The 22,069-nt window shown below is 75.0% G+C and carries 26 protein-coding genes; 10 read left to right on the forward strand and 16 right to left on the reverse strand.

Translation table 11 applies throughout. The features are described from left to right. Positions 1 to 14 precede the first annotated feature (14 nt). Entirely contained in the window at positions 15 to 1,025 is a 1,011-nt protein-coding gene (locus EV188_RS20010) for a methyltransferase (protein ID WP_133828040.1), read from the reverse strand. A 130-nt stretch (positions 1,026 to 1,155) separates the two neighbouring features. On the opposite strand from EV188_RS20010, the gene EV188_RS20015 reads away from it, so the two are divergent. After that, positions 1,156 to 1,887: an ABC transporter substrate-binding protein gene (locus tag EV188_RS20015; protein WP_133828041.1), complete on the forward strand. Its 732-nt coding sequence runs from the start codon at positions 1,156 to 1,158 to the stop codon at positions 1,885 to 1,887. Then, positions 1,884 to 2,201: a cupin domain-containing protein gene (locus EV188_RS20020; protein WP_133828042.1), complete on the forward strand. Its 318-nt coding sequence runs from the start codon at positions 1,884 to 1,886 to the stop codon at positions 2,199 to 2,201. The genes EV188_RS20015 and EV188_RS20020 overlap by 4 nt, the downstream gene beginning before the upstream one ends. A 9-nt stretch (positions 2,202 to 2,210) precedes the next feature. Here EV188_RS20020 and EV188_RS20025 read toward each other — a convergent pair whose 3' ends face one another. Together EV188_RS20025 and EV188_RS20030 are read right to left on the reverse strand one after the other, a co-directional pair. Next, positions 2,211 to 2,414 (reverse strand): DUF4236 domain-containing protein, encoded by a 204-nt coding sequence (locus EV188_RS20025; RefSeq protein ID WP_133828043.1) that lies wholly within the window; start codon positions 2,412 to 2,414, stop codon positions 2,211 to 2,213. Positions 2,415 to 2,479: 65 nt separating this feature from the next. Continuing rightward, the gene (locus EV188_RS20030) at positions 2,480 to 2,860 is read right to left on the reverse strand and encodes a DUF4406 domain-containing protein (protein WP_133828044.1); all 381 of its coding nucleotides are present in this window, start codon (positions 2,858 to 2,860) and stop codon (positions 2,480 to 2,482) included. A 48-nt stretch (positions 2,861 to 2,908) separates the two neighbouring features. Here EV188_RS20030 and EV188_RS20035 point away from each other — a divergent pair, with 48 nt between their 5' ends. Continuing rightward, the gene (locus EV188_RS20035; protein WP_133828045.1) at positions 2,909 to 3,661 is read left to right on the forward strand and encodes a DeoR/GlpR family DNA-binding transcription regulator; all 753 of its coding nucleotides are present in this window, start codon (positions 2,909 to 2,911) and stop codon (positions 3,659 to 3,661) included. On the opposite strand, the gene EV188_RS20040 is transcribed toward EV188_RS20035, so the two are convergent. The 4 genes from EV188_RS20040 to EV188_RS20055 are packed head-to-tail and all read right to left on the reverse strand — an operon-like array spanning position 3,548 to position 7,144. Beyond that, positions 3,548 to 4,447 carry an ABC transporter ATP-binding protein gene (locus EV188_RS20040; RefSeq protein WP_424922938.1) on the reverse strand — a complete coding sequence of 300 codons (900 nt, stop codon included), beginning with the start codon at positions 4,445 to 4,447 and terminating at the stop codon, positions 3,548 to 3,550. The genes EV188_RS20035 and EV188_RS20040 overlap by 114 nt on opposite strands. Continuing rightward, positions 4,444 to 5,229, reverse strand: a complete 786-nt coding sequence (locus EV188_RS20045) for an ABC transporter permease (RefSeq protein ID WP_243741849.1) — start codon at positions 5,227 to 5,229, stop codon at positions 4,444 to 4,446. Before EV188_RS20045 ends, EV188_RS20040 begins: the two co-directional genes overlap by 4 nt. Continuing rightward, positions 5,199 to 5,969, reverse strand: coding sequence for an ABC transporter permease (locus EV188_RS33015; protein ID WP_208114293.1), 771 nt, complete (start codon positions 5,967 to 5,969; stop codon positions 5,199 to 5,201). The genes EV188_RS20045 and EV188_RS33015 overlap by 31 nt, the downstream gene beginning before the upstream one ends. Beyond that, positions 5,966 to 7,144 (reverse strand): ABC transporter substrate-binding protein, encoded by a 1,179-nt coding sequence (locus EV188_RS20055; protein WP_243741850.1) that lies wholly within the window; start codon positions 7,142 to 7,144, stop codon positions 5,966 to 5,968. The genes EV188_RS33015 and EV188_RS20055 overlap by 4 nt, the downstream gene beginning before the upstream one ends. A gap of 62 nt (positions 7,145 to 7,206) precedes the next feature. Between EV188_RS20055 and EV188_RS20060 the strand changes: the two genes are divergently transcribed. From EV188_RS20060 to EV188_RS20080, 5 genes are all read left to right on the forward strand, one after another. Next, positions 7,207 to 9,696, forward strand: coding sequence for a sensor histidine kinase (locus EV188_RS20060; RefSeq protein ID WP_133828046.1), 2,490 nt, complete (start codon positions 7,207 to 7,209; stop codon positions 9,694 to 9,696). Beyond that, entirely contained in the window at positions 9,693 to 10,115 is a 423-nt protein-coding gene (locus EV188_RS20065) for a roadblock/LC7 domain-containing protein (protein WP_133828047.1), read from the forward strand. The genes EV188_RS20060 and EV188_RS20065 overlap by 4 nt, the downstream gene beginning before the upstream one ends. Continuing rightward, complete coding sequence (locus tag EV188_RS20070) at positions 10,112 to 10,501, forward strand: DUF742 domain-containing protein (protein ID WP_208114294.1); 390 nt, start codon at positions 10,112 to 10,114, stop codon at positions 10,499 to 10,501. Before EV188_RS20065 ends, EV188_RS20070 begins: the two co-directional genes overlap by 4 nt. Next, positions 10,482 to 11,069, forward strand: coding sequence for a GTP-binding protein (locus EV188_RS20075; protein WP_133828048.1), 588 nt, complete (start codon positions 10,482 to 10,484; stop codon positions 11,067 to 11,069). Before EV188_RS20070 ends, EV188_RS20075 begins: the two co-directional genes overlap by 20 nt. Before the next feature lie 276 nt (positions 11,070 to 11,345). Continuing rightward, entirely contained in the window at positions 11,346 to 12,200 is an 855-nt protein-coding gene (locus EV188_RS20080) for a DUF262 domain-containing protein (RefSeq protein WP_133828049.1), read from the forward strand. A gap of 5 nt (positions 12,201 to 12,205) precedes the next feature. Here the strand turns inward: EV188_RS20080 and EV188_RS20085 are convergent, their stop codons facing one another. From EV188_RS20085 to EV188_RS20095, 3 genes are read right to left on the reverse strand one after another with little or no spacing between them, the layout of a single operon-like run. Continuing rightward, positions 12,206 to 13,399: an MFS transporter gene (locus EV188_RS20085; protein ID WP_133828050.1), complete on the reverse strand. Its 1,194-nt coding sequence runs from the start codon at positions 13,397 to 13,399 to the stop codon at positions 12,206 to 12,208. 11 nt (positions 13,400 to 13,410) lie between these two features. Beyond that, entirely contained in the window at positions 13,411 to 14,649 is a 1,239-nt protein-coding gene (locus EV188_RS20090; RefSeq protein ID WP_133828051.1) for an RNA polymerase sigma factor, read from the reverse strand. Continuing rightward, positions 14,646 to 15,026 (reverse strand): YciI family protein, encoded by a 381-nt coding sequence (locus tag EV188_RS20095; RefSeq protein ID WP_133828052.1) that lies wholly within the window; start codon positions 15,024 to 15,026, stop codon positions 14,646 to 14,648. Before EV188_RS20095 ends, EV188_RS20090 begins: the two co-directional genes overlap by 4 nt. 134 nt (positions 15,027 to 15,160) lie before the next feature. On the opposite strand from EV188_RS20095, the gene EV188_RS20100 reads away from it, so the two are divergent. Beyond that, positions 15,161 to 16,651 carry an MFS transporter gene (locus tag EV188_RS20100; RefSeq protein ID WP_133828053.1) on the forward strand — a complete coding sequence of 497 codons (1,491 nt, stop codon included), beginning with the start codon at positions 15,161 to 15,163 and terminating at the stop codon, positions 16,649 to 16,651. A gap of 133 nt (positions 16,652 to 16,784) precedes the next feature. On the opposite strand, the gene EV188_RS20105 is transcribed toward EV188_RS20100, so the two are convergent. The 4 genes from EV188_RS20105 to EV188_RS33115 all read right to left on the reverse strand — a co-directional run bounded on the left by EV188_RS20105 (position 16,785) and on the right by EV188_RS33115 (position 18,263). Beyond that, positions 16,785 to 16,988, reverse strand: coding sequence for a cold-shock protein (locus EV188_RS20105; protein WP_133828054.1), 204 nt, complete (start codon positions 16,986 to 16,988; stop codon positions 16,785 to 16,787). Positions 16,989 to 17,117: 129 nt separating this feature from the next. Continuing rightward, positions 17,118 to 17,708: a nitrile hydratase subunit alpha gene (locus EV188_RS20110; protein WP_208114295.1), complete on the reverse strand. Its 591-nt coding sequence runs from the start codon at positions 17,706 to 17,708 to the stop codon at positions 17,118 to 17,120. After that, complete coding sequence (locus EV188_RS33110) at positions 17,705 to 17,986, reverse strand: SH3-like domain-containing protein (protein WP_166659982.1); 282 nt, start codon at positions 17,984 to 17,986, stop codon at positions 17,705 to 17,707. Before EV188_RS33110 ends, EV188_RS20110 begins: the two co-directional genes overlap by 4 nt. Beyond that, positions 17,979 to 18,263: an SH3-like domain-containing protein gene (locus EV188_RS33115; RefSeq protein WP_166659983.1), complete on the reverse strand. Its 285-nt coding sequence runs from the start codon at positions 18,261 to 18,263 to the stop codon at positions 17,979 to 17,981. Before EV188_RS33115 ends, EV188_RS33110 begins: the two co-directional genes overlap by 8 nt. A gap of 316 nt (positions 18,264 to 18,579) precedes the next feature. Here EV188_RS33115 and EV188_RS20120 point away from each other — a divergent pair, with 316 nt between their 5' ends. After that, positions 18,580 to 20,100 carry a long-chain-fatty-acid--CoA ligase gene (locus EV188_RS20120; protein ID WP_243741851.1) on the forward strand — a complete coding sequence of 507 codons (1,521 nt, stop codon included), beginning with the start codon at positions 18,580 to 18,582 and terminating at the stop codon, positions 20,098 to 20,100. An 8-nt stretch (positions 20,101 to 20,108) separates the two neighbouring features. Here EV188_RS20120 and EV188_RS20125 read toward each other — a convergent pair whose 3' ends face one another. Both EV188_RS20125 and EV188_RS20130 read right to left on the reverse strand, forming a co-directional pair. Further along, positions 20,109 to 20,807: a GAF and ANTAR domain-containing protein gene (locus tag EV188_RS20125; protein ID WP_243741852.1), complete on the reverse strand. Its 699-nt coding sequence runs from the start codon at positions 20,805 to 20,807 to the stop codon at positions 20,109 to 20,111. A 42-nt stretch (positions 20,808 to 20,849) separates the two neighbouring features. After that, positions 20,850 to 21,827, reverse strand: a complete 978-nt coding sequence (locus EV188_RS20130) for a sensor histidine kinase (RefSeq protein ID WP_208114296.1) — start codon at positions 21,825 to 21,827, stop codon at positions 20,850 to 20,852. Positions 21,828 to 22,069: the final 242 nt, after the last annotated feature.

Here is a 22,069-nt window from a genome sequence, read left to right on the forward strand (position 1 = left end):
CCCACGGTGGGCGATCAGGCGGGCGCGGCGACGAGCACGCCGACCGGTGTGGCCGTCGGGACGATCCGCTCGATCCGCAGGTCGGCGCGCTCGAGCAGGGCGGCGTACTCCCGCTCGGTGCGCTCGCGGCCGCCGACGAGGGCGAGCATGAGGACGTCGAGGAGCTTGCCCATGTGCGGCTCGTCGCCCTCGGGCAGCACGGTCTCGAGGACGAGCAGCCGCCCGGCCGGGTCCATCGCGGCGCGCACGGTGCGCAGGATCGTCACGGCGTCGTCGTCCTCCCAGTCGTGCAGCACGCTGGAGAGCACGTAGCAGTCGGCGCCGGGCGGCACCGACGTGAAGAAGTCGCCGCCGACCGCCTCGGCGCGCTCGCCGACGACCTCGGGGGCGCCGGCCACGACGTCCGGGCGGTCGTACACGACCGCGTGGATGCCCGGGTAGCGGTCGACGACGGCGGCGACGAGGTGGCCCTGCCCGCCCCCGACGTCGACGAGGCGCCGCACCCCGGACAGGTCGCAGGCCGCGACCGCGGCGGCCCCGATCTGGCGCGCCCGGTTGCCCATCGCGCGGTCGAAGACCTGCGCCCGCCGCGGGTGGGCGCCGAGGTAGGACCACCAGTCGACGCCGTGGTGGGTGTCGAACGACGGCCGCCCGGTCCGCAGGGTGCCGCCGAGCCCGACGATGGTGTGCAGGTACTCCGACGAGCCCCAGTTGCGGGCGTGGTCGCGCATCGAGCCCGGCACGTCGCGGCGCAGCGTGGCGGCCAGCTCGGTGAGCGCGAAGGTCCGCGGCGCCACCTCGCTGAACACGCCGGCCCCGGCCAGCGCGCGCAGCATCCGGTGGAGCGTGTCCGGGTCGGCGTCGACGGCGGCGGCGAGGTCGTCGACATCGCGGGGGCCGTCGGCGCACAGGTCGGCGACCCCGAACTCGGCGACGACCGACACCAGCCGCCCCACGATCGAGCCGTAGAGCAGCGCCATCATGCGTATCGAGGGCGAGTCCCCCGCCCCCGTCTCCCCCGCCATCCTGGGATGGTCGCGCCGCCCGGGCGGCGTGACCGTCACGATTCGGTGCCACCCGCGGCGCGGACGTCGTGCCTGGTCCGGGTGCCCGCCGGCCTTCCCCCGACCGCGCCACCCGAGCACACTGCGCGCCATGGGGGACGACGTGCTGCGGGTCGGTGCGGCCCTGCCCGACCCGCCGTTCGAGCTGGCGGGCGACGCCGGCGACACGGTCGGGTTCGACCCGGCGGTGATGCGGGAGGTCGCGACGCGCCTCGGACGCACGTACGTGCTGGTCCGCTACGCGGCCGACGACTTCGACGGCATCTTCGCGGGACTCGACCGCGGCGACTACGACGTCGTCGCCTCCGGCGCGACGATCACCGACCACCGTCGCACGCTCGCGCGCTTCTGCCGGCCGTACGTGCGCTCCGGGCAGAGCCTGGTGGTCGACCCGCAGCGCGGTCCCGACGTCACGGGCGTCGACGACATGACCGGGATGACGATCGGCGTGCAGCACGGCAACACCTCCGAGCCCGTCGCCGACGCGCTCGCCCGCGACGGGCGGATCGCCGCGGTCCGGCGCTACGCCTACCGCGACATCCTCACCGCCCTCGACGACCTCGCCGCCGGGACGATCGACGGGTTCATGAAGCTCGAGCCCGTGATGCGCGCGCTGACCCGCGACCGGCCGACGCTGACGGTCGTGCAGACCGGGATCACGCAGGAGGACCTCGGCGTGGCCGTGCAGCGCGACGCCGGCAACCTGGCGGCGAAGATCGACGGCGCCCTCGACGCGCTGCGCGCCGACGGGACGCTGGCACGCCTGGGGCGGGAGTGGCTCGGCACCGACGTCCCGGGCACCACGACCTCGGTGGTCCCGTGAGCCGCCTCGTGCGCCTCTGGACCGAGGACGGCGAATCGCGGTTCCGCGAGGAGACCGGCCTGCCTCCCACCGAGGACGCACGCCGCGTCCACGCCGAGGAGTCGCCGCCGGGCAGCGCGCTGCCCTGGCACGACGCCCCGTGCCGGCAGTACGTGATCACGTTGACCGGCACGCTGCGCTTCACCACGCGCGACGGCGCGACCTTCCTCCTCGCCCCCGGGGACGTCCTGCTCGCCGAGGACACCGCCGGCGGCGGGCACCGCTGGGAGCTGGTCGACGACCAGCCCTGGCGGCGGGTCTACGTCGAGCTGTGAGCCCGCGACTCAGCGGCGCCCCTTGCTCTGCCAGTAGCCCGGGCCGGGGGTGTCGACCGTGTGCTTGCGGCTCTTCGCGTTCCACGACCAGCGTCCGGCGCCGAGTCCCCAGCTGACGCCGTCCGGACCGGCGTGCAGGCGCAACGGCCCGAGACGGAACGTGCGGCGCAGGTGGTGGCGCGGATGGACGTGGGGCAGCAGACGGAATCCCATGAGCTCCTCCTTCGTCGTGACCGGACAACGGGTGCCCGGCGCGAGGAGTTCCCGAACGGGACGAATCAGGCAGCGCCCACCGACGCCGCGGCCGGGATCTCGTCCGGCGAGAACCACACCGGCAGACCCCGCTCGCGGGCGATCGCGACGTCCTGGTCGGCGCCCTGCGACGCGCCGGGGAGGCGCAGCACGCCGTCGCAGTGCTCGAGGAGGCGGTGGGCCGTCGGGTACATGACCTGCTCGGCGAGGGGGTCGGCGATCCCGTCGGCGCCGGCGCTGGACAGCACGGGCAGCGCCACCCACTCGCCGATCATCGGCACGTGCCCCTTGGCGAAGATCGGCCACGCCGCCTCCTCGAGGCGGCGCAGGTTGCGGTCGAGCAGGACGGGATCGTCGCCGGTGCCCGAGCGGTAGGGGCCGGCGATGAGGACGAGGAGACTGTTCACGAACGAGGACACTAGTATGGATAAACACGCACAATCAAGGAGAAACACGTGCTGAGTGCGCAGCGTCGCGATCTGTTGATGGAGCGGCTCCGCCGCGACGGCCGCCTCGTCGGCCGCGACGTCGCCGCCGAGCTGGGCGTCAGCGACGACATGGTCCGCCGCGACCTGCGCGAGCTGGCCGCCGCCGGGCTCGTGCAGCGCGTCTACGGCGGGGCCCTCCCGGTCTCGCCCGCGGTCGCCGACTACGCGTCGCGCCGCTCGGTCGCCGAGGACAGCAAGCGCCGCGTCGCCGCCGCCGCGGCCGGGCTCGTGACGCCGGGCGCCGTGGTCGTCCTCGACGGCGGGACCACGGCGCTCGCCGTCGTCGAGGCCCTTCCCCGCGACCTGCGCGCCACCGTCGTCACCCACAGCCCGACCATCGCGGTGGCGCTCGTCGACCACCCGGAGATCGACGTCGAGATCCTCGGCGGGCGGCTGTTCCGGCACTCGCTGGTGGCGTGCGGGGCCGCCGCGGTGGAGGCGGCCGCGGGGGTGCGCGCCGACCTGTTCCTGCTCGGCGTCACCGGCGTCCACGCCGAGGCGGGCCTGACCACCGGCGACCGCGACGAGGCGGCGATGAAGCGCGCGCTCGCGGCCCGGGCCGGCGACACCTGGGTGCTCGCGAGCTCGGAGAAGATCGGCGCGGCCTCACCGTTCGAGGTGCTCCCGCTGGACGCCGTCGCCGGGGTCGTCACCGACGCCGACGACGGGCCCGCGCTCGCCGCGCTCACCGACGCCGGGGTGTCCGTGGTGCGCGCCTGACCGCGACAGCCCGGACCGCAACAACTCCGCCGCCTGCGCCCGCAGGTGCACGAACACCTCCGACTCGCGGGTGGCGATCTGGTCCCGCTCGCGCGGCAGGCCCACCGCGAGGTCCGCGACGACGGCGGCCGGGCGCGGCGAGAGCACGACGACGCGGTCGGCGAGGTAGATGCTCTCGTCGATGTCGTGGGTCACGAGCACCACGGTCATCGCGTACTCGCGGCGCACGCGCACCAGGAGGTCCTCGAGGTCGGCGCGCGTCAGGGCGTCGACCGAGGCGAACGGCTCGTCCATCAGCAGCAGGTCGGGGCGCCGGGCGAGGGCGCGCGCGATCGCGACGCGCTGCTGCATGCCGCCCGAGAGCTGCCCGGGCCGGCGCCCGGCGGCGTCTGCGAGCCCGACCGCCTCGAGGGCCTCCTCGGTGCGCGCCCGCCGGGTCGACCGGTCCAGGTCGGCGGCGAGGCCGAACTCGACGTTGCGGGCCACCGTCGACCACGGCAGCAGCGAGCGCCCGTAGTCCTGGAACACCACGCCGAGCCCGTCGGGCACCCCGCGCACGGGCTCGCCGCGCAGCCGCACCTCACCGCGGTCGGGCGCCCGCAGGCCCGCGAGGCAGCGCAGCAGCGTCGACTTGCCGCACCCCGACGGCCCGAGCAGGCACACCACCTCGTCCCGCTCGACGTGCAGGGACAGCCCGTCGAGCACCGTCGTCGTGCTCCGGCCGTCGCGGAAGGCCACGGCGACGTCGTCCACCTCGACCATCGACCCCACGAGGTCCCCCCTCATCCCGTGCTCCGGCCCAGCGCGCGGCGCTCGACACCCAGCAGCGCCGCGTTCAGCGCGTAGCCGACGACCCCGAGCAGGACGATCGCCGCCCACATCGCCGGGAAGTCGAACCCCCGCTGCGCGACGACGAGCTGGTGGCCCAGACCGCTCGTCGACGCCATCAGCTCCGAGACCACCATGAGGATCAGCGCGAGCGACAGGCTCACCCGCAGGCCCGCGACAATCCGTGGCGCGGCCGCCGGCAGGATCACCCGCCGCAGCCGGCGGAACCCGGTGACGCGGTAGACCTCGGCGGTGTCCATCGTGACCGGGTCGACCCCGCGGGCGCCGTCGGCGGTGTTGAGCAGGACCGGCCACACCGTGCCGAACACGATCACCGCGAGCTGCATCGGCGTGCCCGCCGCGAACAGGATCACGAAGACCGGGATCAGCACCGGCGGCGGGAGCGCCCGGGCGAACGCCAGCAGCGGGGCGAGGTACTCGCCCGCCCGCCGGGAGCGGCCCAGCAGCAGGCCCACGGCGATCCCGATCACCGCCGAGAGCCCCCATCCCACGACGACACGCAGCACGCTGGGCACCACATCCGCCCACGCCGCCTCGGTGAGGACCGCGGGCCCGGAGAACCACGTGCGCCACCCGACCTGCGCGATCGCGGTCGGCGGCGGGAAGAACGCGCTGCCCGCGGCCCGCGCGACGAGCTCCCACACGACCACGACGAGGGCGAAGACGCCCCAGCGCACGAGCGGGCGGGTCACGAGGCCGCCGCCGACTCGGGGCTCCACGACAGCCACCGGCGCCCCACCGCCGTGAGCGCGGCGTTGGCGGCGAGCCCGACGAGCCCCGCCACGATCGCCGCCGCGAGCACCAGGTCCGTCCGCCCGCCGCCCGTGCCGGACTGCGCGATGTACTCCCCGATCCCGCGCCCGCCGCCGACGAGGAGCTCGGTGGAGACGATGAGGATCAGCGCCACCGCCGCGGCGAGCCGGACCCCCGTCAGCACGAAGGGCGCCATCGACGGCAGCACGATCCGCGCCAGGGTCCGGCGGCGCCCGACCCGGAACGCCGCCGCGGTCTCGCGCAGCAGCGGGTCGACCTCGGTGACGGCGTGGACCGTGTTGAACAGGATCGGCCAGACGGCCGCGTAGACGGCCAGCGCGATCTTGCTCGCGGGTCCCTGCCCGATGAGGACGACCGCCAGCGGGATCAGCGCGACCGACGGGATCGGGCGCAGGAACTCGACCAGCGCCCGGGTGCCGGCACGGATGCCCGGCACGCTGCCCAGCAGGACCCCGGCCGGCACCGCGATCCCGACGGCGACCCCCAGCCCGATCAGCCAGGCGAGGACCGTCGCGACGACGTCGGCCCGGAACGCCGGGTCGCCCGCGATCTCGACGAGGCCCGCGAGCACCGCCGACGTCGGCGGCAGGAGCTCCGGCGGGACCAGCCCGATCCGCCCGACGACCTCCCCGATCGCGAGGAACACGCCGACGCCGACGAGACCGCGCAGAACAGCACGGCTCACTGCGGCGCGAGCAGCGGCGCGACGTCGAACCGGCCCGGCACCAGCGCGAACTGCTGCATGAGGTCGGCGACGCGCTGGAGCCGGGTGCCGTCCAGCGACTGCGGGTAGGTCCCGAGGTTGATCAGCGTGGCGGTGGCCCGGTCGATGCGGATGTAGGTCGGGAGCACCTGCTCGACGTTGGCCCGGTCGGCGGCGGCCTGCTGCCCCCGCAGCATCGCGCGCTGGAAGGCCGCCACCGTCCGCGGGTTCTGCTCGGCGAAGGCCTCGGTGGTGCCGTAGCCGCCGAGCGGGATGTCGGCGGTCGGCCCCGACGCGGTGTCGAGGACCGGGACGGCGCCCGAGCTCCGCTCCGCCGCGGTGATGAACGGTTCGACCATGGCGGCCGCGTCGACCCTGCCCGCGGCCAGTGCCGCCGCCATGTCCGGGAACGGCACCTCCACGAACTGCACCGTGTTCGGATCGACGCCGTTCGTCTGCAGCGCCGAGCGCGCATTCAGCTCGACGATGTTGCGGAACGTGTTCACCGCGACCCGGCGTCCCGCGAGATCGCGCGGCGCGCGCACCGTGCCGTCGGGTCGGGCGACCAGTACGAACGTGTTCGGACCGGCCTGATATCCGTCCGAGATCAAACGGAATTTCCCGACGCCCTGGCTCTCGGCGAGGAAGAACGACACGTAGTTGCCGAACGTGACGTCGAGGCTCCCGCCGACCACGGCGGGTATCGACGCTGCGCCGCCCTGCGCGACGACCGGTTCGACGGTCAGCCCCTCGTCGCGGAAGAATCCCCGCTCCTGGGCGAGGTAGAACGACGCGGTGTCGACGATGTTGAGCATCCCGACGCGTAGCGTGGGCTTCTCCGGCCCCTGGCCGTCCCCGCCCTGGCCCCCGGAGCTCGACCCGCCGAGCGCGCTGCACCCGGCCAGGACGAGGACGGCGAGAATCGTCAGTAATCGGACGGCGATCTGTCGACCGCGACCGACGCCCCGTTCACTACTCCACTTGCGCACAATTGCCCCCTTGTGGACCACGAATTGTTCGATCAAATCGACGCGGCGTGGTGCGTCCGCGTGAAGAACTGTCTCGATCGGGTGTCGTGTTCGCCACGGGGAAGCTACCGTGGCTTTCGTCATCGTCACAGATAGTTGTTGTACGAGGTTCTTGTCCGTCGAACGCACGGCGTTCCGCGAGGACCCGAGAACACGATCCGTGCCGAGCCTGGCGAACCGGGGGATCGTCCGTGGCCGAGAGCACCGAGAGCACCATGCCCGCGTCGGGGGGAGCAGCCGAGCAGCCGACCGCACCGCGGTGGGCCACCCGCTGGAACCCGGGCCACTGGCGTGTGCGCACCAAGGTCGTCGCCGTGGCGGCGGTCCCGATCCTGCTGGTGCTGGTGCTGGCCGGGCTGACGATCCAGACGCAGCTCGCCGAGCGCAGCGCCCTGGCGCAGGTGGCCACCGGCACGCGGCTGACGGCGACGGTGTCCGACCTGATCGACCAGGTGCAGGTCGAACGCAGCGTGACCGCCGCGTGGGTCGCCGCCGGCCGGACCCCGGACCGTTCCGGGCTCGACGCCGTCGCGGACCGCACCGACACCGCCGTCGAGGCCCTCCGCGACGCGGGCGGGGCGGCGGCCGGGCTCGACCCCGGCGTCCGCGACCGCTACGCGACGGCCCTCGCGCGCCTCGACGCCCTGCCGGCCCTGCGGGCGACGGCGGTGGCCACCCGCTACCCGGCCACCAGCGTCGTCACCGGCTACACGGGACTGGTCGACCCCCTGCTGGCGCTGTCCCGCGACGTCGCCGGCGCGGTGGGCGAGCCGTCGGTCGTCCGCCCGGCGACGAGCCTCGCCGCCCTCGGCCGGGCCAAGGAGCAGGCCGAGGTCCAGCACGCGCTGCTGCTGGTCGGGGCGATCAACCGCACGCTGCCGGTCGGCGCGGGGGACGCCCTGCGCGGGTCGGTCGCCGAGCAGGAGGCCGCGACCGCGGAGTTCGAGGCGGGCTCGAGCCCGGCGCAGGTCCAGCGCTTCGACGACACCGTCGCGGGGCCCGAGGTCGACCAGCGGGTCCGCACGCTGCAGACCGCGCTCCTCCAGGACGGGACGGCGCTCGCCGTCGACCCGGTCGCCTGGGACCGCGCCGCGAGCGCCACCCGCGAGCGGATGCGCACCCTCGAGACCGGTCTGCAGGACGAGCTGCGGGGCACCGCGGACGGGCTCGTCGCGCGGGCCACCACCACGGCCGTCGTCGTCATCGCCCTGGTGCTGCTCGGCGTGCTCGCGGCGATCGCGCTCGCCGTCGTCATCGCCCGCTCGCTGATCACCCCGCTGCGGCGTCTGCGCTGGTCCGCGCTGGACGTGGCGGACCGCCGCCTCCCCGAGGCGGTCCGGCACCTCGAGGACGAGGGCGTGGGCAGCGATCCCCCGGAGGACGCCGTCGAGCCGGTCCCGATCCACACCGAGGAGGAGGTCGGCGAGGTCGCCCGCGCCTTCGACAGCGTGCACCGCGAGGCCGTCCGCCTCGCCGGCGAGCAGGCCCGCCTGCGCACCAACCTCAACGCGCTGTTCGTGAACCTGTCCCGCCGCTCCCAAGGGCTCGTCGAGCGGCAGATCCTGCTCATCGACACCCTCGAGAGCCGGGAGGAGGACCCGGACGTCCTCGCCGACCTGTTCCGGCTCGACCACCTCGCCACGCGCATGCGCCGCAACGGCGAGAACCTGCTGGTCCTGGGCGGCGCGACGCCGACCCGCGGGCCCACCGAGCCCCTGCTGCTCGCCGACGTCGTGCGGGCGGCCGTCGGCGAGGTCGAGCACTACCAGCGCGTCGAGGTCGGGGCGGTGCCCGGGCTGCGGGTGCAGGGCACGCCCGCCGACGACCTCACCCACCTGCTCGCCGAGCTGCTCGACAACGCCACGAGCTACTCGCCGCCCGACAGCCCGGTCACGGTCAGCGCCTCCCGCGCCCCCGACGGCGGCGCGATCGTCGAGGTCGCCGACGCGGGGCTCGGCATGGACACCGAGGACCTCGACGACGCCAACGCCCGCCTCGACCAGCCCGTGCTCCTCGACTCCACGGTGCCCCGGCAGATGGGCCTGTTCGTGGTGGGCGCGCTGGCCCGCCGGCACGGGATCACCGCCCGGCTGCTGCCCGGCAGCGACGACGGCACGACGGCGAGCGTCCACGTGCCCGCCGACCTCCTGGTCGCCCACGAGCGGCCCCGGGCCACGCCCGACGCCCCGCCGGGCGCCACGCCCGACGTCGCGGCCGAGGAGCACACCGACGACCCGCTGACCGACGAGGTCCCCGTCGCCGCGCCCCCGGACGAGCCGATCTTCCAGGCGATGTGCTCGGCGTGGTTCTCCGACGACGGCGCCGCGGTGCCGGCACCCCGCAACGGGGAGGCCTCGCTGTGGGACTCCGGCGCCGACGAGGGCTGGCGCGCCGTCGCCGCCCGCGCCGCCGAGCCGGAGCCCGCCGAGCACACCGCGGGCGGCCTGCCCCGGCGCCGCCGGGGTGCCGGTCTCGTCCCCGGTGGCGCGCCCGCGGCGGAGCCGGGTCCCGACGAGGTCCCCGCGCCCCGGCAGGGCGTCGACGCCGACGCCCTGCGCGCCCGCATGAGCCAGTTCCAGCAGGGCACCACCCGCGGCCGCGAGCAGATCGACACCGACGGCTTCGAGGTCCCGGCCCGGGACGACGACACCATCGAGACCGTCTCGGGAGGCCCGCGATGACCACCGGGACCACGTCCTTCGAGCGCTTCGCGTGGCTGGTCGACGACTTCGTGACGCGCGTGCCCGGCGTCGCCCACGCCGTCGTCATCTCCGCCGACGGGCTGCTGCTCACGCACTCGAGCCGCCTGCCCGACGAGCGCGCCGACCAGCTGGCCGCGGTCGCCGCCGGGCTGGTCAGCCTGGCCGGCGGGGCGGCGCGGTGCTTCGACGCCGGCGAGGTCGTCCAGACCGTCGTGGAGATGGCCCAGGGCCTGGTGCTGACGATGGCGATCCGCGACGGCTCGTGCCTCGTCGTGCTCGCGACGGCCGACTGCGACCGGGGGCTCGTCGGCTACGAGATGACCCTCATGACCGCCCGGGTGGGCAAGGCGCTGACCCCCGAGGTGCGCCAGGAGCTGCGCGAGGCCCAGAGCACATGACCGCCGACGAGATGGCTCCCGAGGAGGCGGTGCCGACGGGTGGGGGGACCCGCGCGCCCCGCGTCCGCCCGTACACGATCACCGGCGGCCGCACCCGGACGCGGACCACCCTGGCCGTCGAGACGCTGGTCCAGACCGCCTCGGCGCTCGACATCCCCACCGCGGGCATCCCGGAGGAGCAGCGGACGATCTGCCGGCTCTGCGTCATGCCGATCTCGGTGGCCGAGGTGTCCGCGCGGGTCGACCTGCCGCTCGGCGTCACGCGCGTGGTGCTCGACGACATGGCCCGCGGCGGCCTGGTCGTGCTCCACCTCCAGGCGTCGTCGGACGACCGCCCGAGCCGCGAGCTCCTCGAGAGGGTCCTCGATGGACTCCAGCGTCTCTGAGGCCCCGCGCACCGCGCCGTCGTCGGCCGTGCAGTCCGCGAAGATCGTCGTCGCCGGCGGGTTCGGCGCGGGCAAGACGACCTTCGTCGGCGCCGTGTCCGAGATCGAGCCGCTCGTCACCGAGGCCGTCATGACCGAGGCCGCCCGCGAGCTCGACGCGGCCCCGCTCGCCGACAAGACGACCACCACCGTCGCCATGGACTTCGGGCGGATCTCGCTGCCGTCGGAGCTCGTCCTGTACCTGTTCGGGACGCCCGGCCAGCAGCGGTTCTGGTTCATGTGGGACGACCTGTTCCGCGGGGCGGTCGGCGCCGTGGTCATCGCCGACACGGCGCGGCTCGAGGCGAGCTTCGCGGCCACCGACTTCCTCGAGGCCCGCGGCATCCCGCACGTCGTCGCGGTGAACCTGTTCGACGGCGTGCGCCGCCACGACGCCGACGAGGTCCGCGAGGCGATGGACCTGCCGCCCGGGACCCCGCTCCTGACCTGTGACGCCCGACGACGCGAGTCGGCGCGGGACGTGCTCGTCGCCCTGGTGCGGCACGCCCTCGTGCTCGACCGGCGATGACGGGAGGCCTCGCCGTGCGCGTGAACCGCCATGCCTCGCGTCGCCGTTCCCCGTGGGTGACGCGGGTGCTGATCGCCCTCGACGCCGTCGTGGTCGTCGTGGGCTGGCTCGCCTGGTCGACGACGCCCCCGCGTCCCCCGCCGCTGCAGCTCCCCGCCCCGACTCTCCACCAGCCCGACACCGGAGCCCGCGATCCGGAGCTGCCGCCGCCCACGGACGGAGGAGGCCGTGCACGTTGAGCGCGCCGAACTCGAACTCGAATCACTGATCGCCCGGATGGAACGCCGGGAGCTCCATCCCCGCGGTGACACGTCCGGCCCCGGCGGGTGGGACGAGGAGCGCCAGCAGCGCTTCATGGACACCATCCTGCGCGAGTGGTGCGTCCCGGAGATCCACATCGCCGCCGATCCCGCCGACCCGGACGTCGGCGAGGTCGTGCTCGACGGGGGCCAGCGGCTGCTCACGCTGCAGCGCTTCTTCCACGACGAGCTGCCGTGCTCCGGGGAGCAGGCGCCCGACCACGACGCGGTGCGCCACGACGAGGTGCGACGGCTCGACGGGCTGCGCTACAGCGAGCTGCCCGAGGACGTCCGGCGCCGCGTGCGCCGCTTCCGGATGACCGTGGTGGTGCTCTCCGACTACCGCCCCGCCGAGCTGCGGGAGCTGCTCGACCGGCTGCGCCCGGCGGACGAGCCGGACATCCCGGTGCCGCGGCCCCGGGCCCCCACCCACCGGTCCCCGGTCTCGCCCGAACCGATCTACGACCAGGTCTCGGCGTGGTTCGCCGACCTCTCGGAGTTCCGGGCGCTCTCCGAGTCGCAGGGTGACGGCGCCTGGGCCTCGCCCGCCGACGAGGGCCGGGCGGCCGCCGCGGCCGCGGTCGAGCCGGAGCCCACCGACCTCGCGGGGGTCACGGCGGCAGGCCTGCCGCAGCGCGAGCCCCGGGCCCTGCTCGTCCCCGGCGCGGTCCCGCCGCCGCCGGCGAGCGCGCTCTCCTTCGGCGGCGGGCCGCGCCCCGACGAGGTCGCCGAGAGCCTCGCGAGCTACCGCGACGGCGTGGTCGAGGGCGGCGGCGGGGAGCAGCGCACCGACGCCCCGCCGCACCCGATGTTCGACGACGCCGGGAGCTGAGGACGTCAGGCCGAGGCCGTAACACCTTCCCGCGCGCGTCCCTGCGCCGCCGCGCGGTGGCGCACCAGCATGCGCCGCCCCACGAGCACCCCTCCCCCGGCGACGAGCATCGCGACCGCGGCGACCACCCAGGCCGTCGCGAACGACATCCCGGTCGCGAGGAGACCGAAGCCGACCGGCCCGAGGCACCCGCCCGCGTAGACCCCGACCTGCACGATCGAGGTCGCCGCGGCCGGCGCGGTCGGGTTGAGGCGCACGACGGCGAACTGCAGCAGCCCCGGCCACGACCAGCCGAGCCCGAAGCCGAGGACGGTGCCGACGACGAGGGCCACCGAGCCCGGCACCGCGAGCAGCACGACGCCGGCGGCACCCAGGATCAGGCAGCCCGCGACGACCGCGACGTGGCCGCCGGTGCGGCGGTCGGCGAGCCACCCGTGGAGCATCCGCATCAGGACGGCGACGACGCTGCCCAGCGTCAGCACGAGGCCCGCGAGCCCCGGGGCGACGCCCCCGTCGACCGCCGACGCGACGAGGAAGATGCTCAGGCCCGTCGAGCTCGCCGCGCCCAGCCCGGCGGCGACCCCGATGACGGCCAGCGCGCCGGTCGCGCGCTCGGCGGTGCTGTCGGCGGAGCGCTCGCCGCGCCCCGAGCCGCGCGGCGCCACGAGCAGGGCCGCCAGGGCGAGGCCGGCGCCGATGACGTACGCCCAGCGCCAGCCGATCGTCAGCCCGACGGCGGGGACGGCGAGGCCCGCGAGCAGCGTGGCCAGCGGCACGCACGCCTGCTTGACCCCGAACGACAGCCCGAGGCGTTCCGCCGGCATCGCGCGGGCGAGGGTGAGGTTGGTGGCGAGCTGGCCCATGACGTTCGTCCACGCCCCGACGAGCACCAGCACCACGACCGCGGTGAAGCTCTGCCCGAGGACGGCGGTCAGCAGCATCGCGATCGAGGCGCCGACGAGGCCGATGCGGCTGGTCAGGCGCGAGCCGAGCCGCTCGACCAGCTTGCCGACCGGCAGCGACACCAGCGCCGACACCCCGAAGTAGGCGGAGACGACGAGGCCCAGCGCGGCCGGGTCGAAGCCGAGGTCGTCGCCGATCTGCACCGACAGCGCGCCCAGGAGGAACACCGGGAGCACGGTGGCGGTGGTGATCGCGACGGCTCCCGCCCCGGTCCGCAGCGCCGTTTGCTCGCTCATCGTTGCCAACGCTAACCGAGTTCTCCGGGCGGAGGGGACGTTCGTGACGCGCGCTCCTCCAGATAGCGCTTCTCGGCCTGGTTGAGGGCGGCGCGGGCGGCGCGCAGGTAGTGCTCCCGGGCGGCGGCGCGCTCGCCCAGGCGGTCGAGCAGGTGCGCGCGGACGGCGTCGGGGCGGTGGCTGCGGCGCAGGCGGGGGTCGTCGGCGACGGTGTCGAGGACCTCGAGACCGTCGCGCGGCCCGCGCGCCATGCCGACCGCGACGGCACGGTTGAGCGTGACGACGGGGTTGTCCGACCGCGCCTCGAGCAGGTCGTACAGGACGACGATCTGGGCCCAGTCGGTGTCGGCGTCGGTGGCGGCCTCCGCGTGCACGGCGGCGATCGCGGCCTGGAGCTGGTAGGGCCCGAGGGGGCCGGTGGCGAGGGTGCGCTCGAGCAGCGCGGTCGCCTCCGCGATCGCGGCGTGGTCCCACCGGGCGCGGTCCTGCTCGGCGGTGGTCAGCATCCGCCCGTCCGGGTCGACGCGGGCGTCGCGGCGGGCGTCGGTGAGCAGCATGAGCGCGAGCAGCCCGGCGATCTCGGCGTCGCCGGGGAGCAGGCGGTGCAGCCGGCGCACCAGCCGGATCGCCTCGGCGGTGAGGTCCACGCGGGTCAGCGACGGGCCCGCGGTGGCCGTGTAGCCCTCGTCGAAGACCACGTAGAGGACGTGCAGGGCGGTGGCCAGGCGCTCGTCGCGGTCGGCCCCGGCGCCCTCGAAGCCGGCGTCGGCGATCGTCGCCTTCGCCCGGCTGATGCGCTGGGCCATCGTCGGCTCGGGGACGAGGAACGCGCGGGCGATCTCGCCGGTCCGCAGGCCGCCGACCGCGCGCAGGGTGAGCGCGATCCGGCTGGGCTCCGACAGCGCGGGATGGGCGCAGAGCAGCAGCAGCTCGAGGGTGTCGTCCGCCGGATCGGCGTCCGTGACCGGCGGCGCGTCACCACGGTCCCGCGCCGCGAGCGCGTCCTCGCGCCGGCGGCGGGCGTGCTCGGTGCGCTGGAGGTCGGTGAGCCGGCGCCCGGCCACGGTGACCAGCCAGCCGACCGGCTCGGCCGGGACGCCGTCGCGCGGCCAGGCCGTCGCGGCGGCGAGCAGCGCCTCCTGGACCGCGTCCTCGCAGAGGGCGAACCGGCCGTGGCGGCGGACCAGCGCGCCGAGGACCTGCGGCGCGCTGCTGCGCAGCAGGTCCTCGACGACGCGGTCGGCGGTCACGGGGTGTCCGGCTCCCCGAGCCCGTAGCCGCCCGTGAAGATCACGGGCCGGACCTCGACCGGCAGGTGGTCGGTGCCCGGGATCATCGCCGCGAGCTCGTGGGCGCGCTCGCGGCTCTCGCAGTCGACGACGTAGAAGCCGCCCATGTACTCCTTGGCCTCCAGGAACGGGCCGTCGGTGACGGTGACCGCGCCCGGCCGGCCGCGGACCACGGCGCTCTGGGACGGGTCGGCCAGCGCGTGGGTCCCGACCATCTCCCCCGTCGCGGTGATCGCCTCCATGAACCCCTCCTGGCCGCCGGCGATCTCGGCGCGCTCGGCCTCGGAGAGCGACTCCCAGACCTCGGGGTTCATCTGGATGATCAGCAGGTACTTCATGGCTCCTCCTGTCGTGCGGTGGGTCGGTCGGGAGCAGGTCGGAGCGGGGCACCGGTCCCACGACATCCTCGCGATGTGACCGTCGTCACTTCGGGCGGGTGTCGAGGTGCCCGGGGCGGCTCCGACTCGTGGCCATGACCGTCTCCGCGACCGACCCCGCGACCACCCGGCGCTCCCCGTGGTGGGGCCTGGCGGTGCTCGCCCTGCCCACCCTGCTGAGCGCCGTCGACATCAACGTGCTCTTCCTGGCCCTCCCCGCCCTCACCCGCGACCTCGGGGCGTCGGCGGTCGAGCAGCTCTGGATCACCGACGTCTACGGCTTCCTGGTGGCCGGGCTGGTGATCACCATGGGCACGCTCGGCGACCGCGTCGGGCACCGGCGGCTGCTGTTCACCGGCGCGGCCGTGTTCGCGGTGACCTCGGTGGCCGCGGCCTGCGCGCCCGACCCGACGGTGCTCATCGGCCTGCGCGCCCTGCTCGGGGTCGCCGGCGCCACGCTGATGCCCGCGACCCTCGCCCTGATCACCGCCCTGTTCGGGGACCGGGAGCAGCGCGGCGTGGCCATCGCGATCTGGGCGACGTGCCAGTTCGCGGGCGCCGCGCTCGGCCCGGTGGTCGGCGGGGTGCTGCTCGGGCACTTCTGGTGGGGCAGCGTGTTCCTGCTGGCCGTGCCCGTGATGGTCGTGCTGCTCGTCGCCGGGCCGTTCGTGCTGCCCGCCGGCACCGGCGACGGCTCCGGGCGGCTCGACCTCGCGAGCGTCGCCCTCTCGCTGCTCGCGGTGCTCCCGGTGGTCTGGGGCGTGAAGGTGCTGGCGACGGGTACCGCGCCCGTGGCCCTCGCCGTCGCGGCGGTCGTCGCCGGCCTCGCGATCGGCGTCGTGTTCGTGCGCCGCCAGCTGCACCTCGACCGCCCGCTGCTCGACCTCGCCCTGTTCCGGGTCCGGCGCGTCACGGTCCTGCTCGCCGCCCTGGTCGGCGCCGGGGTCGCGATGGCCGGCACCGGCATGCTCGTCACGCAGTACCTGCAGACGGTGCTCGGGTACTCGCCCGTCGCGTCGGCACTGTGGTTCGCGCCGATGGGGCTGGGCGTGGCGGCCGGGACCCTGCTCACGCCGGTGATCGTGCGGTGGGTCCGCCCGCACGTCGCGGTCTCGGGCGGGCTGGTGCTCGCGGCCCTCGGCGCCCTGCTGCTGGTGCTCACGCCCGCGGAGGGCGGCGCGCCGGTCGCCGTCGGGGCGGTCACGGTGCTCGCGCTCGGCACCGGCCCGCTGTTCGCGCGGGGCATCGGTGCCGTCGTGGGCGCGGTCCCGTCGACGCGGGCCGGGGCGGCGGCGTCCCTCGCGGAGACCGGCAACTATCTCGGCGGCGCGCTCGGGCTCGCGCTGCTCGGGACCCTCGCCGCGGCGTCCTACCGCGCGGCGATGAGCGGCGCGGACGGGGTGGCGCGCGAGACGGTGAGCGGGGCGGCCACGGTCGCGGCGGCGCTGCCCGCGCCGCAGGCCGGCGAGCTGCTGGCGGCCGCGCACGCGGCGTTCACCGGCGGGCTGCACCTCGTCGGGGTCGTCGCCGCGGCGCTGTTCGTGGCGCTCGCCGTGGCGACGTCGCGGATCACGCTCGAGGCGTGACCCCGGGGTCGGGGGGGGGGGGGGGGGGGGGGGGGGGCGCCCCCCCCCCCCCCCCCGGGGGGGGGGGGGGGGGGGGGCCCCCCCCCCCGGGGGCCCCCCCCCCCCCCCCCCCACGACCGGGTCGAGCAGGGGCTCAGAGAGCCTGGACCGAGTCCGCCTGCGGGCCCTTCTGGCCCTGGCTCCACTCGAAGGTCACGCGCTGGTTCTCCTCGAGGGAGCGGAAGCCGCCACCCTGGATGGCGGAGTAGTGGACGAAGATGTCCTTGCCCCCGTCGTCGGGGGCGATGAAGCCGAACCCCTTCTCGGAGTTGAACCACTTGACGGTGCCGTCGGCCATGAATCCTCTTTCCGTGGGTGCATCTGTGCGAGCGGGCATCGACTGATCCACGAGGCACGAGCACAGCGAGGAAAAGAAGACAGCAACGCGCGGGTCACGCTAACAGAGGCCGTTCGGCCGCCTGCCGCCTCACACCGCGGCGGTACCGATGAGGCCCTTGCGGGTGACGAGCCCGGCGAGCTCCTCCTCCGAGCGCCCCTCCGTGTCCTCGGGCCGCCGGGGCAGCACCAGGTAGCGTGACTCCGCGCTCGCGTCCCACACCGTGATCCGCGTCGACGCGGGCAGCTCGAGCCCGAACTCCCGCAGCACCGCGCGGGGCTCGCGCACCACCCGCGACCGGTAGGCCTCGCTCTTGTACCAGCCGGGCGACGGGCCGAGCAGCGCGATCGGGTAGCAGGAGCAGAGCGTGCAGACGACCACGTGGTGCTCGTCGGCGTCGTTCGCCATGACGGTCAGCTTCTGCTCCTGCAGCGCGCCGCCCATCGAGAACCCGAGCTCGGCGATGGCGGCGTTGCCGTCGGCGAGCAGGCGCTCCCGGAACGCCGGGTCGACCCACGCCCGCGCGACGAGCGCCGCGCCGTTCGCCGGCGTCCCGCCCGCGGCGAGGGCGTCGATCCGCTCGTCGATCTCGTGCGGATCGAGCAGCCCGCGCTCCTCGAGCAGGGCCTCGACGTGCCGCACCTGCGCGGCGACCGGCGAGCTCGCGTGGTTGCCGCTCACGATGGGCTCCCGTCGGGTTCGAGGTAGTCCTCCCAGAGCTCGACGACCACCGCGTGGTCGCCGGCACCGAAGAGGTCGCTCGCGGCGAACCGCACGTGGTAGACGGCGCGCGGGTCGGACGCGAGGCCGCGGGCGCGCTCGTCGGCGAGCGGGTGGTGCCCGGCCGTCGAGACGACCTCGCCCCGCGCGCCGCGGGCGTAGCGGGGCAGGCGGGTGTGGTGGGTCGGGTCGGCGATGCGGGTGCGGACCCGGTCGCCGGGCGCGAAGCGGTCAGTCACCGGCGAGCTCCTCGGGGCGGGCGACGCCCTTCTCGGCGAGCAGCGTCGTGATCGCGCGGAACCACTTCTCGTAGTACGAGGCGGCGAGGTACTCCCCCGGCGGGATCCGCTCGATCGCGTCCCGGAACTCGTCGAGGTTGTAGACGCCCCGGCGCAGCAGCGCCCCGTTGAGCGCGACGACGTGGGCCTCCCAGTCGGCGTGGAACCGCGGCTCGTCGGGCTCCTCGACGATCGGCGGGAAACCGACCATGCCGCCCACGTCGTTGATCCGGCTCACGAGGTGTTCCTACCGCTGCGGGCCGGGTCGGGGCCAGGGTCGCGTGCTCTCGCCGTGTTCCGAGCGAAGGGCACCTTCGCTCGGATAGATGGGCGAGGGGCGCCCGCCGCCGGAACGGTGCGGGCGCCCTCTCGCCGTTCCCTGTGATCACGGGCGACGCCATCCACCCCACCGGGCGGCGAGCGTGCACCACGACGCTCCTGATCTCCGGCGGGGAGCGGGGCCGGGGAGCGGCACGTCCACGAACCCTTGACGCCGCGCCCCGCCGGGTCCTACGAGTGGACCCATGACGACGGGGTCGATCACCGGTCGGGGCATGACCCTCAGCGACATCGCGGCCCGGTGGGCGCGGGTGACGCCGGAGGCCGAGTTCCTCGTCGACGCCGGCACCGGCGAGCGGCGGACCTACGCCCGCTCCGACGACCGGATCACGCGGCTGGCGAACGCGCTGGTCGCCGAGGGCGTCGAGCCCGGTGACCGGGTCGCGGTGCTCGGGCTCAACTCCGCCGACCTGCTCGAGGCCTACGTCGCCGTGCTGCGCGCCGGCGCGATCTGCGTGCCCGTGAACTTCCGGCTGGTCGCCAAGGAGGTCGCCTACGCGCTGACCGACTCCGGCGCGGTGGTCGCGATCGCCGACACCGCGACGGCGGCCCTGCTCCGCGACGCCCTGCCCGACGCCCCCGGCGTGCGGCGGACGATCACCATCGGCGACGACCTCGAGGAGGTCCTGGAGACCGCCGACCCCACCTACCGCGAGCTGGCGATCCCGGACGAGGCCACCGCGTTCATCATGTACACGTCGGGGACGACGGGGGCGCCGAAGGGCGCGATGCTCACCCACCGCAACCTGTTCCTGCACGCGTTCTCGTCGACGATGCACATGGGCGGGCCCGGCGGCCCGGGCGTGTGGCTCTCGGGCACCCCCCTCTTCCACATCGCGGGCGTCGCCGGATTCCTGCCGTCGCTGTTCGCCGGCGGCACCACGGTGATCCCGCCGTCGACCGGCTTCGACCCCGACGCGACGCTCGCGGTCCTCGAGCGCGAGAAGGTCACCGCCTGCTTCTTCGTCCCCGCGCAGTGGGCGGCGCTCTGCACCCGGGTCGGCGCCCGGGAGCGGGATCTCTCGGCGCTGCGCAAAGCGTCCTGGGGCGCCGCGCCCGCGTCGGACACCCTGCTCCGGACGATGATCGAGACGTTCCCCGACGCCGAGATCGTCACCTCGTTCGGCCAGACCGAGTGCAGCCCCGTGACGACGACGCTGCGCGGCGAGGACGCGGTCCGCAAGATCGGGTCGGTCGGCACACCGATGATCAACGTCGAGGTCCGGATCGTCGACGACGACATGAAGGACGTCGCCCCGGGCGAGGTCGGCGAGATCGTGTACCGCGGGCCGCTGGTGATGTCGGGCTACTGGAACAAGCCCGACGAGACCGCGGAGGCGTTCCGCGGCGGCTGGTTCCACTCGGGCGACCTCGTCCGCGAGGACCCGGACGGCTACTACTACGTCGTCGACCGCAAGAAGGACATGATCATCTCGGGCGGCGAGAACATCTACTGCGCCGAGGTCGAGAACGTCCTCGCCGGCCACCCGCAGGTCGCCGACGTGGCTCTCATCGGCGTCCCGGACGAGCGGTGGGGCGAGACCCCGCTCGCCGTCATCGTCCCGACGGACCCGGCCGACCCGCCGACCGCGGAGGCGATCGACGAGCACTGCCGCGAGCACCTCGCGCGCTACAAGCGGCCCCGGCGCATCACGATCGTCGACGCCCTGCCCCGCAACGCCACGGGCAAGGTGCAGAAGACCGTGCTGCGCGAGCGGGCGTCCGCCGCGGGCTGAGGGGGCGCTCAGCCCTGGTGCTTGCCCGTCGTCTCGTCGATCAGCCACTGGGCCACGTCCACCAGCTTGATGTTGGTGTCCTGCGAGCTGCGCACGAGGCGCTGGAAGGCCTCGTCGTCGCCGATCCCGAAGCGCTCGATGAGGATGCCCTTGGCCATCCCGATGATGCCGCGCGACGCGACCGCCCGGTCGAGGTGGGCGACGCGCTGGGCGCCGCGCAGCGCGAGGCCCGCCTGGTTGGCGAACAGCGAGCCGAGCACGCGGTCGTCCTCGTCGAACGCGTAGGGGCGGTGGCTGAAGAGGTTCAGCGACCCGGCGTTCTTGCCCTCGCTGTAGAGCTGGAAGGACAGGGAGCTGTGGACGTCGCGGTCGAGGGCCCGCCGCGCGAAGTTCGGCCAGCGCTCGAGCTCCTTCGCGAAGTCCTCGACGACGACGAGCTCGTGGTCGTAGATCGACTCCACGCAGGGACCCTCGACGTACTGCGCCTGCACCTGGTCCAGCTCGTTGACCACCTCGTCGGTGGTGGCCGGCGAGGTGATCTTGTCGCGCCCCTCGAGCAGCAGCACGCCGGCGAGGTCGGTGGCCGGTGAGCTGTCGACCGCCGACGTGAGGATCAGCTGCAGCGTCTCCTCGACGCTCGTGGTGGTCGCGAAGCGCCGTCCGGTGGCCAGGAAGTCGCGGAGCCGTTCGTCATGCTCGGTGAACACGGCATCGGGCGTACCCGGCAGTGGTACCGGCGTACGCCCGCCCTACCCGCCCGCTCGCGGCAGGTGCATCGTCATCCGCACGGTCGTGCCGGCGGTCGGGTCGCTGTGGACCTGCACGAGGTCACAGAGCTGGTGGACCAGCCGCAGGCCGTAGCCCCGCCCCTCGGCGGGCCCGCCGGGGTGACGCCCGACGAGGGCGTCGGCGATCCACCCGCTGTCCTGCACCTCGACGACGACCGCGGCCGGCTCGCGACCGCCGTCCGGCCGCGTCCACAGCGTCAGCAGCCCGGGACGGCCGGTGTGCACGACGGTGTTGACCGCGATCTCGTAGGCGGCCAGGCAGAGGTCCGCCACCCGGTCCTCCGGGAGCCCGGCGCGCAGGGCGTGCTCGGCCACCGCGAGACGGACCGTGCGCGGGCCGGTCGGCGCGTCGACCACGAGCGTCTCGCCGAGGTCGGCGTCCTCGTCGTCGTCGCCCAGCGGACCGCTCATGAACTGCGCAAACCCGGCGGGGTCGGCGTAGCACGCGCTGGACGTCGTCACGCCGCCCTCGACGAGCACGGGGTGGGTCCGGTGGGCGTCGGCGATGACGGCCGGGGCGAGCGCGCTCGTGTCGTACGGGCACAGGACCGTGGCCGGACGGTCGCCGAGCGCGGTGTTGATGAGCGCCTCGTGCTGCACCGCCGCGGCGTACTCGGCCGGGCTGCGCCCCGCCCAGATCGGCTCGCCGATGATGCGGACGCGGCCGGCCCCGGCGTGCTCGTCGACGAACGCGCGCAGCACGCCGCCGATGATCCGGCCCGGGTTGCGGCCGGCGACGGTCATGTCGTGCAGCGCGACGTCCGACGCGGCGGGCCCCAGGGCGTCGGCCACCAGGTCGAGCCGCGACGGCGGCGCCGCCATCATGACCGGCTCGCCGGCGTCGAGCCCTTCCCGCAGGAACGGCACCGTCCCGGCGACGTAGGACGCGTCGTCGGCGTAGAAGAGAGCGGGGTGGACGAGCCCGCCGACGTCGCTCACGGCCGTCAGAACTGTCACCTCCGCGCGATCGCTGTCCGTTCGGCGAGGACATGATGCCGACACGGGCGCGGAGATGCTGCACTCCGGCGGGACGAACCGGTGAGCGGTACCGCCGATCGGTCCAGGTGGTGCTCCTGACGTCCTAGGTGTACTGACCGGACAGGTTGGTCAAGCGGGTGATCGGGGGTCGCCGCTCGGTGGCGCTGTGGGGCCGGTGGTGGTTGTACTCGTGCAGCCAGCCC

Origin of the sequence: Actinomycetospora succinea (assembly GCF_004363095.1) — a bacterium.
In the GTDB taxonomy this organism is placed as follows: domain Bacteria; phylum Actinomycetota; class Actinomycetes; order Mycobacteriales; family Pseudonocardiaceae; genus Actinomycetospora; species Actinomycetospora succinea.

Coding starts and splice junctions, on each gene's coding strand:
- EV188_RS20010 (WP_133828040.1), bottom strand. CDS start 1,025: ATGGCGGGGGAGACGGGGGCGGGGGACTCGCCCTCGATACGCATGATG.
- EV188_RS20015 (WP_133828041.1), top strand. CDS start 1,156: ATGGGGGACGACGTGCTGCGGGTCGGTGCGGCCCTGCCCGACCCGCCG.
- EV188_RS20025 (WP_133828043.1), bottom strand. CDS start 2,414: ATGGGATTCCGTCTGCTGCCCCACGTCCATCCGCGCCACCACCTGCGC.
- EV188_RS20040 (WP_424922938.1), bottom strand. CDS start 4,447: ATGAGGGGGGACCTCGTGGGGTCGATGGTCGAGGTGGACGACGTCGCC.
- EV188_RS20065 (WP_133828047.1), top strand. CDS start 9,693: ATGACCACCGGGACCACGTCCTTCGAGCGCTTCGCGTGGCTGGTCGAC.
- EV188_RS20070 (WP_208114294.1), top strand. CDS start 10,112: ATGACCGCCGACGAGATGGCTCCCGAGGAGGCGGTGCCGACGGGTGGG.
- EV188_RS20075 (WP_133828048.1), top strand. CDS start 10,482: ATGGACTCCAGCGTCTCTGAGGCCCCGCGCACCGCGCCGTCGTCGGCC.
- EV188_RS20080 (WP_133828049.1), top strand. CDS start 11,346: ATGGAACGCCGGGAGCTCCATCCCCGCGGTGACACGTCCGGCCCCGGC.
- EV188_RS20085 (WP_133828050.1), bottom strand. CDS start 13,399: ATGAGCGAGCAAACGGCGCTGCGGACCGGGGCGGGAGCCGTCGCGATC.
- EV188_RS20095 (WP_133828052.1), bottom strand. CDS start 15,026: ATGAAGTACCTGCTGATCATCCAGATGAACCCCGAGGTCTGGGAGTCG.
- EV188_RS20100 (WP_133828053.1), top strand. CDS start 15,161: ATGACCGTCTCCGCGACCGACCCCGCGACCACCCGGCGCTCCCCGTGG.
- EV188_RS20105 (WP_133828054.1), bottom strand. CDS start 16,988: ATGGCCGACGGCACCGTCAAGTGGTTCAACTCCGAGAAGGGGTTCGGC.
- EV188_RS20120 (WP_243741851.1), top strand. CDS start 18,580: ATGACCCTCAGCGACATCGCGGCCCGGTGGGCGCGGGTGACGCCGGAG.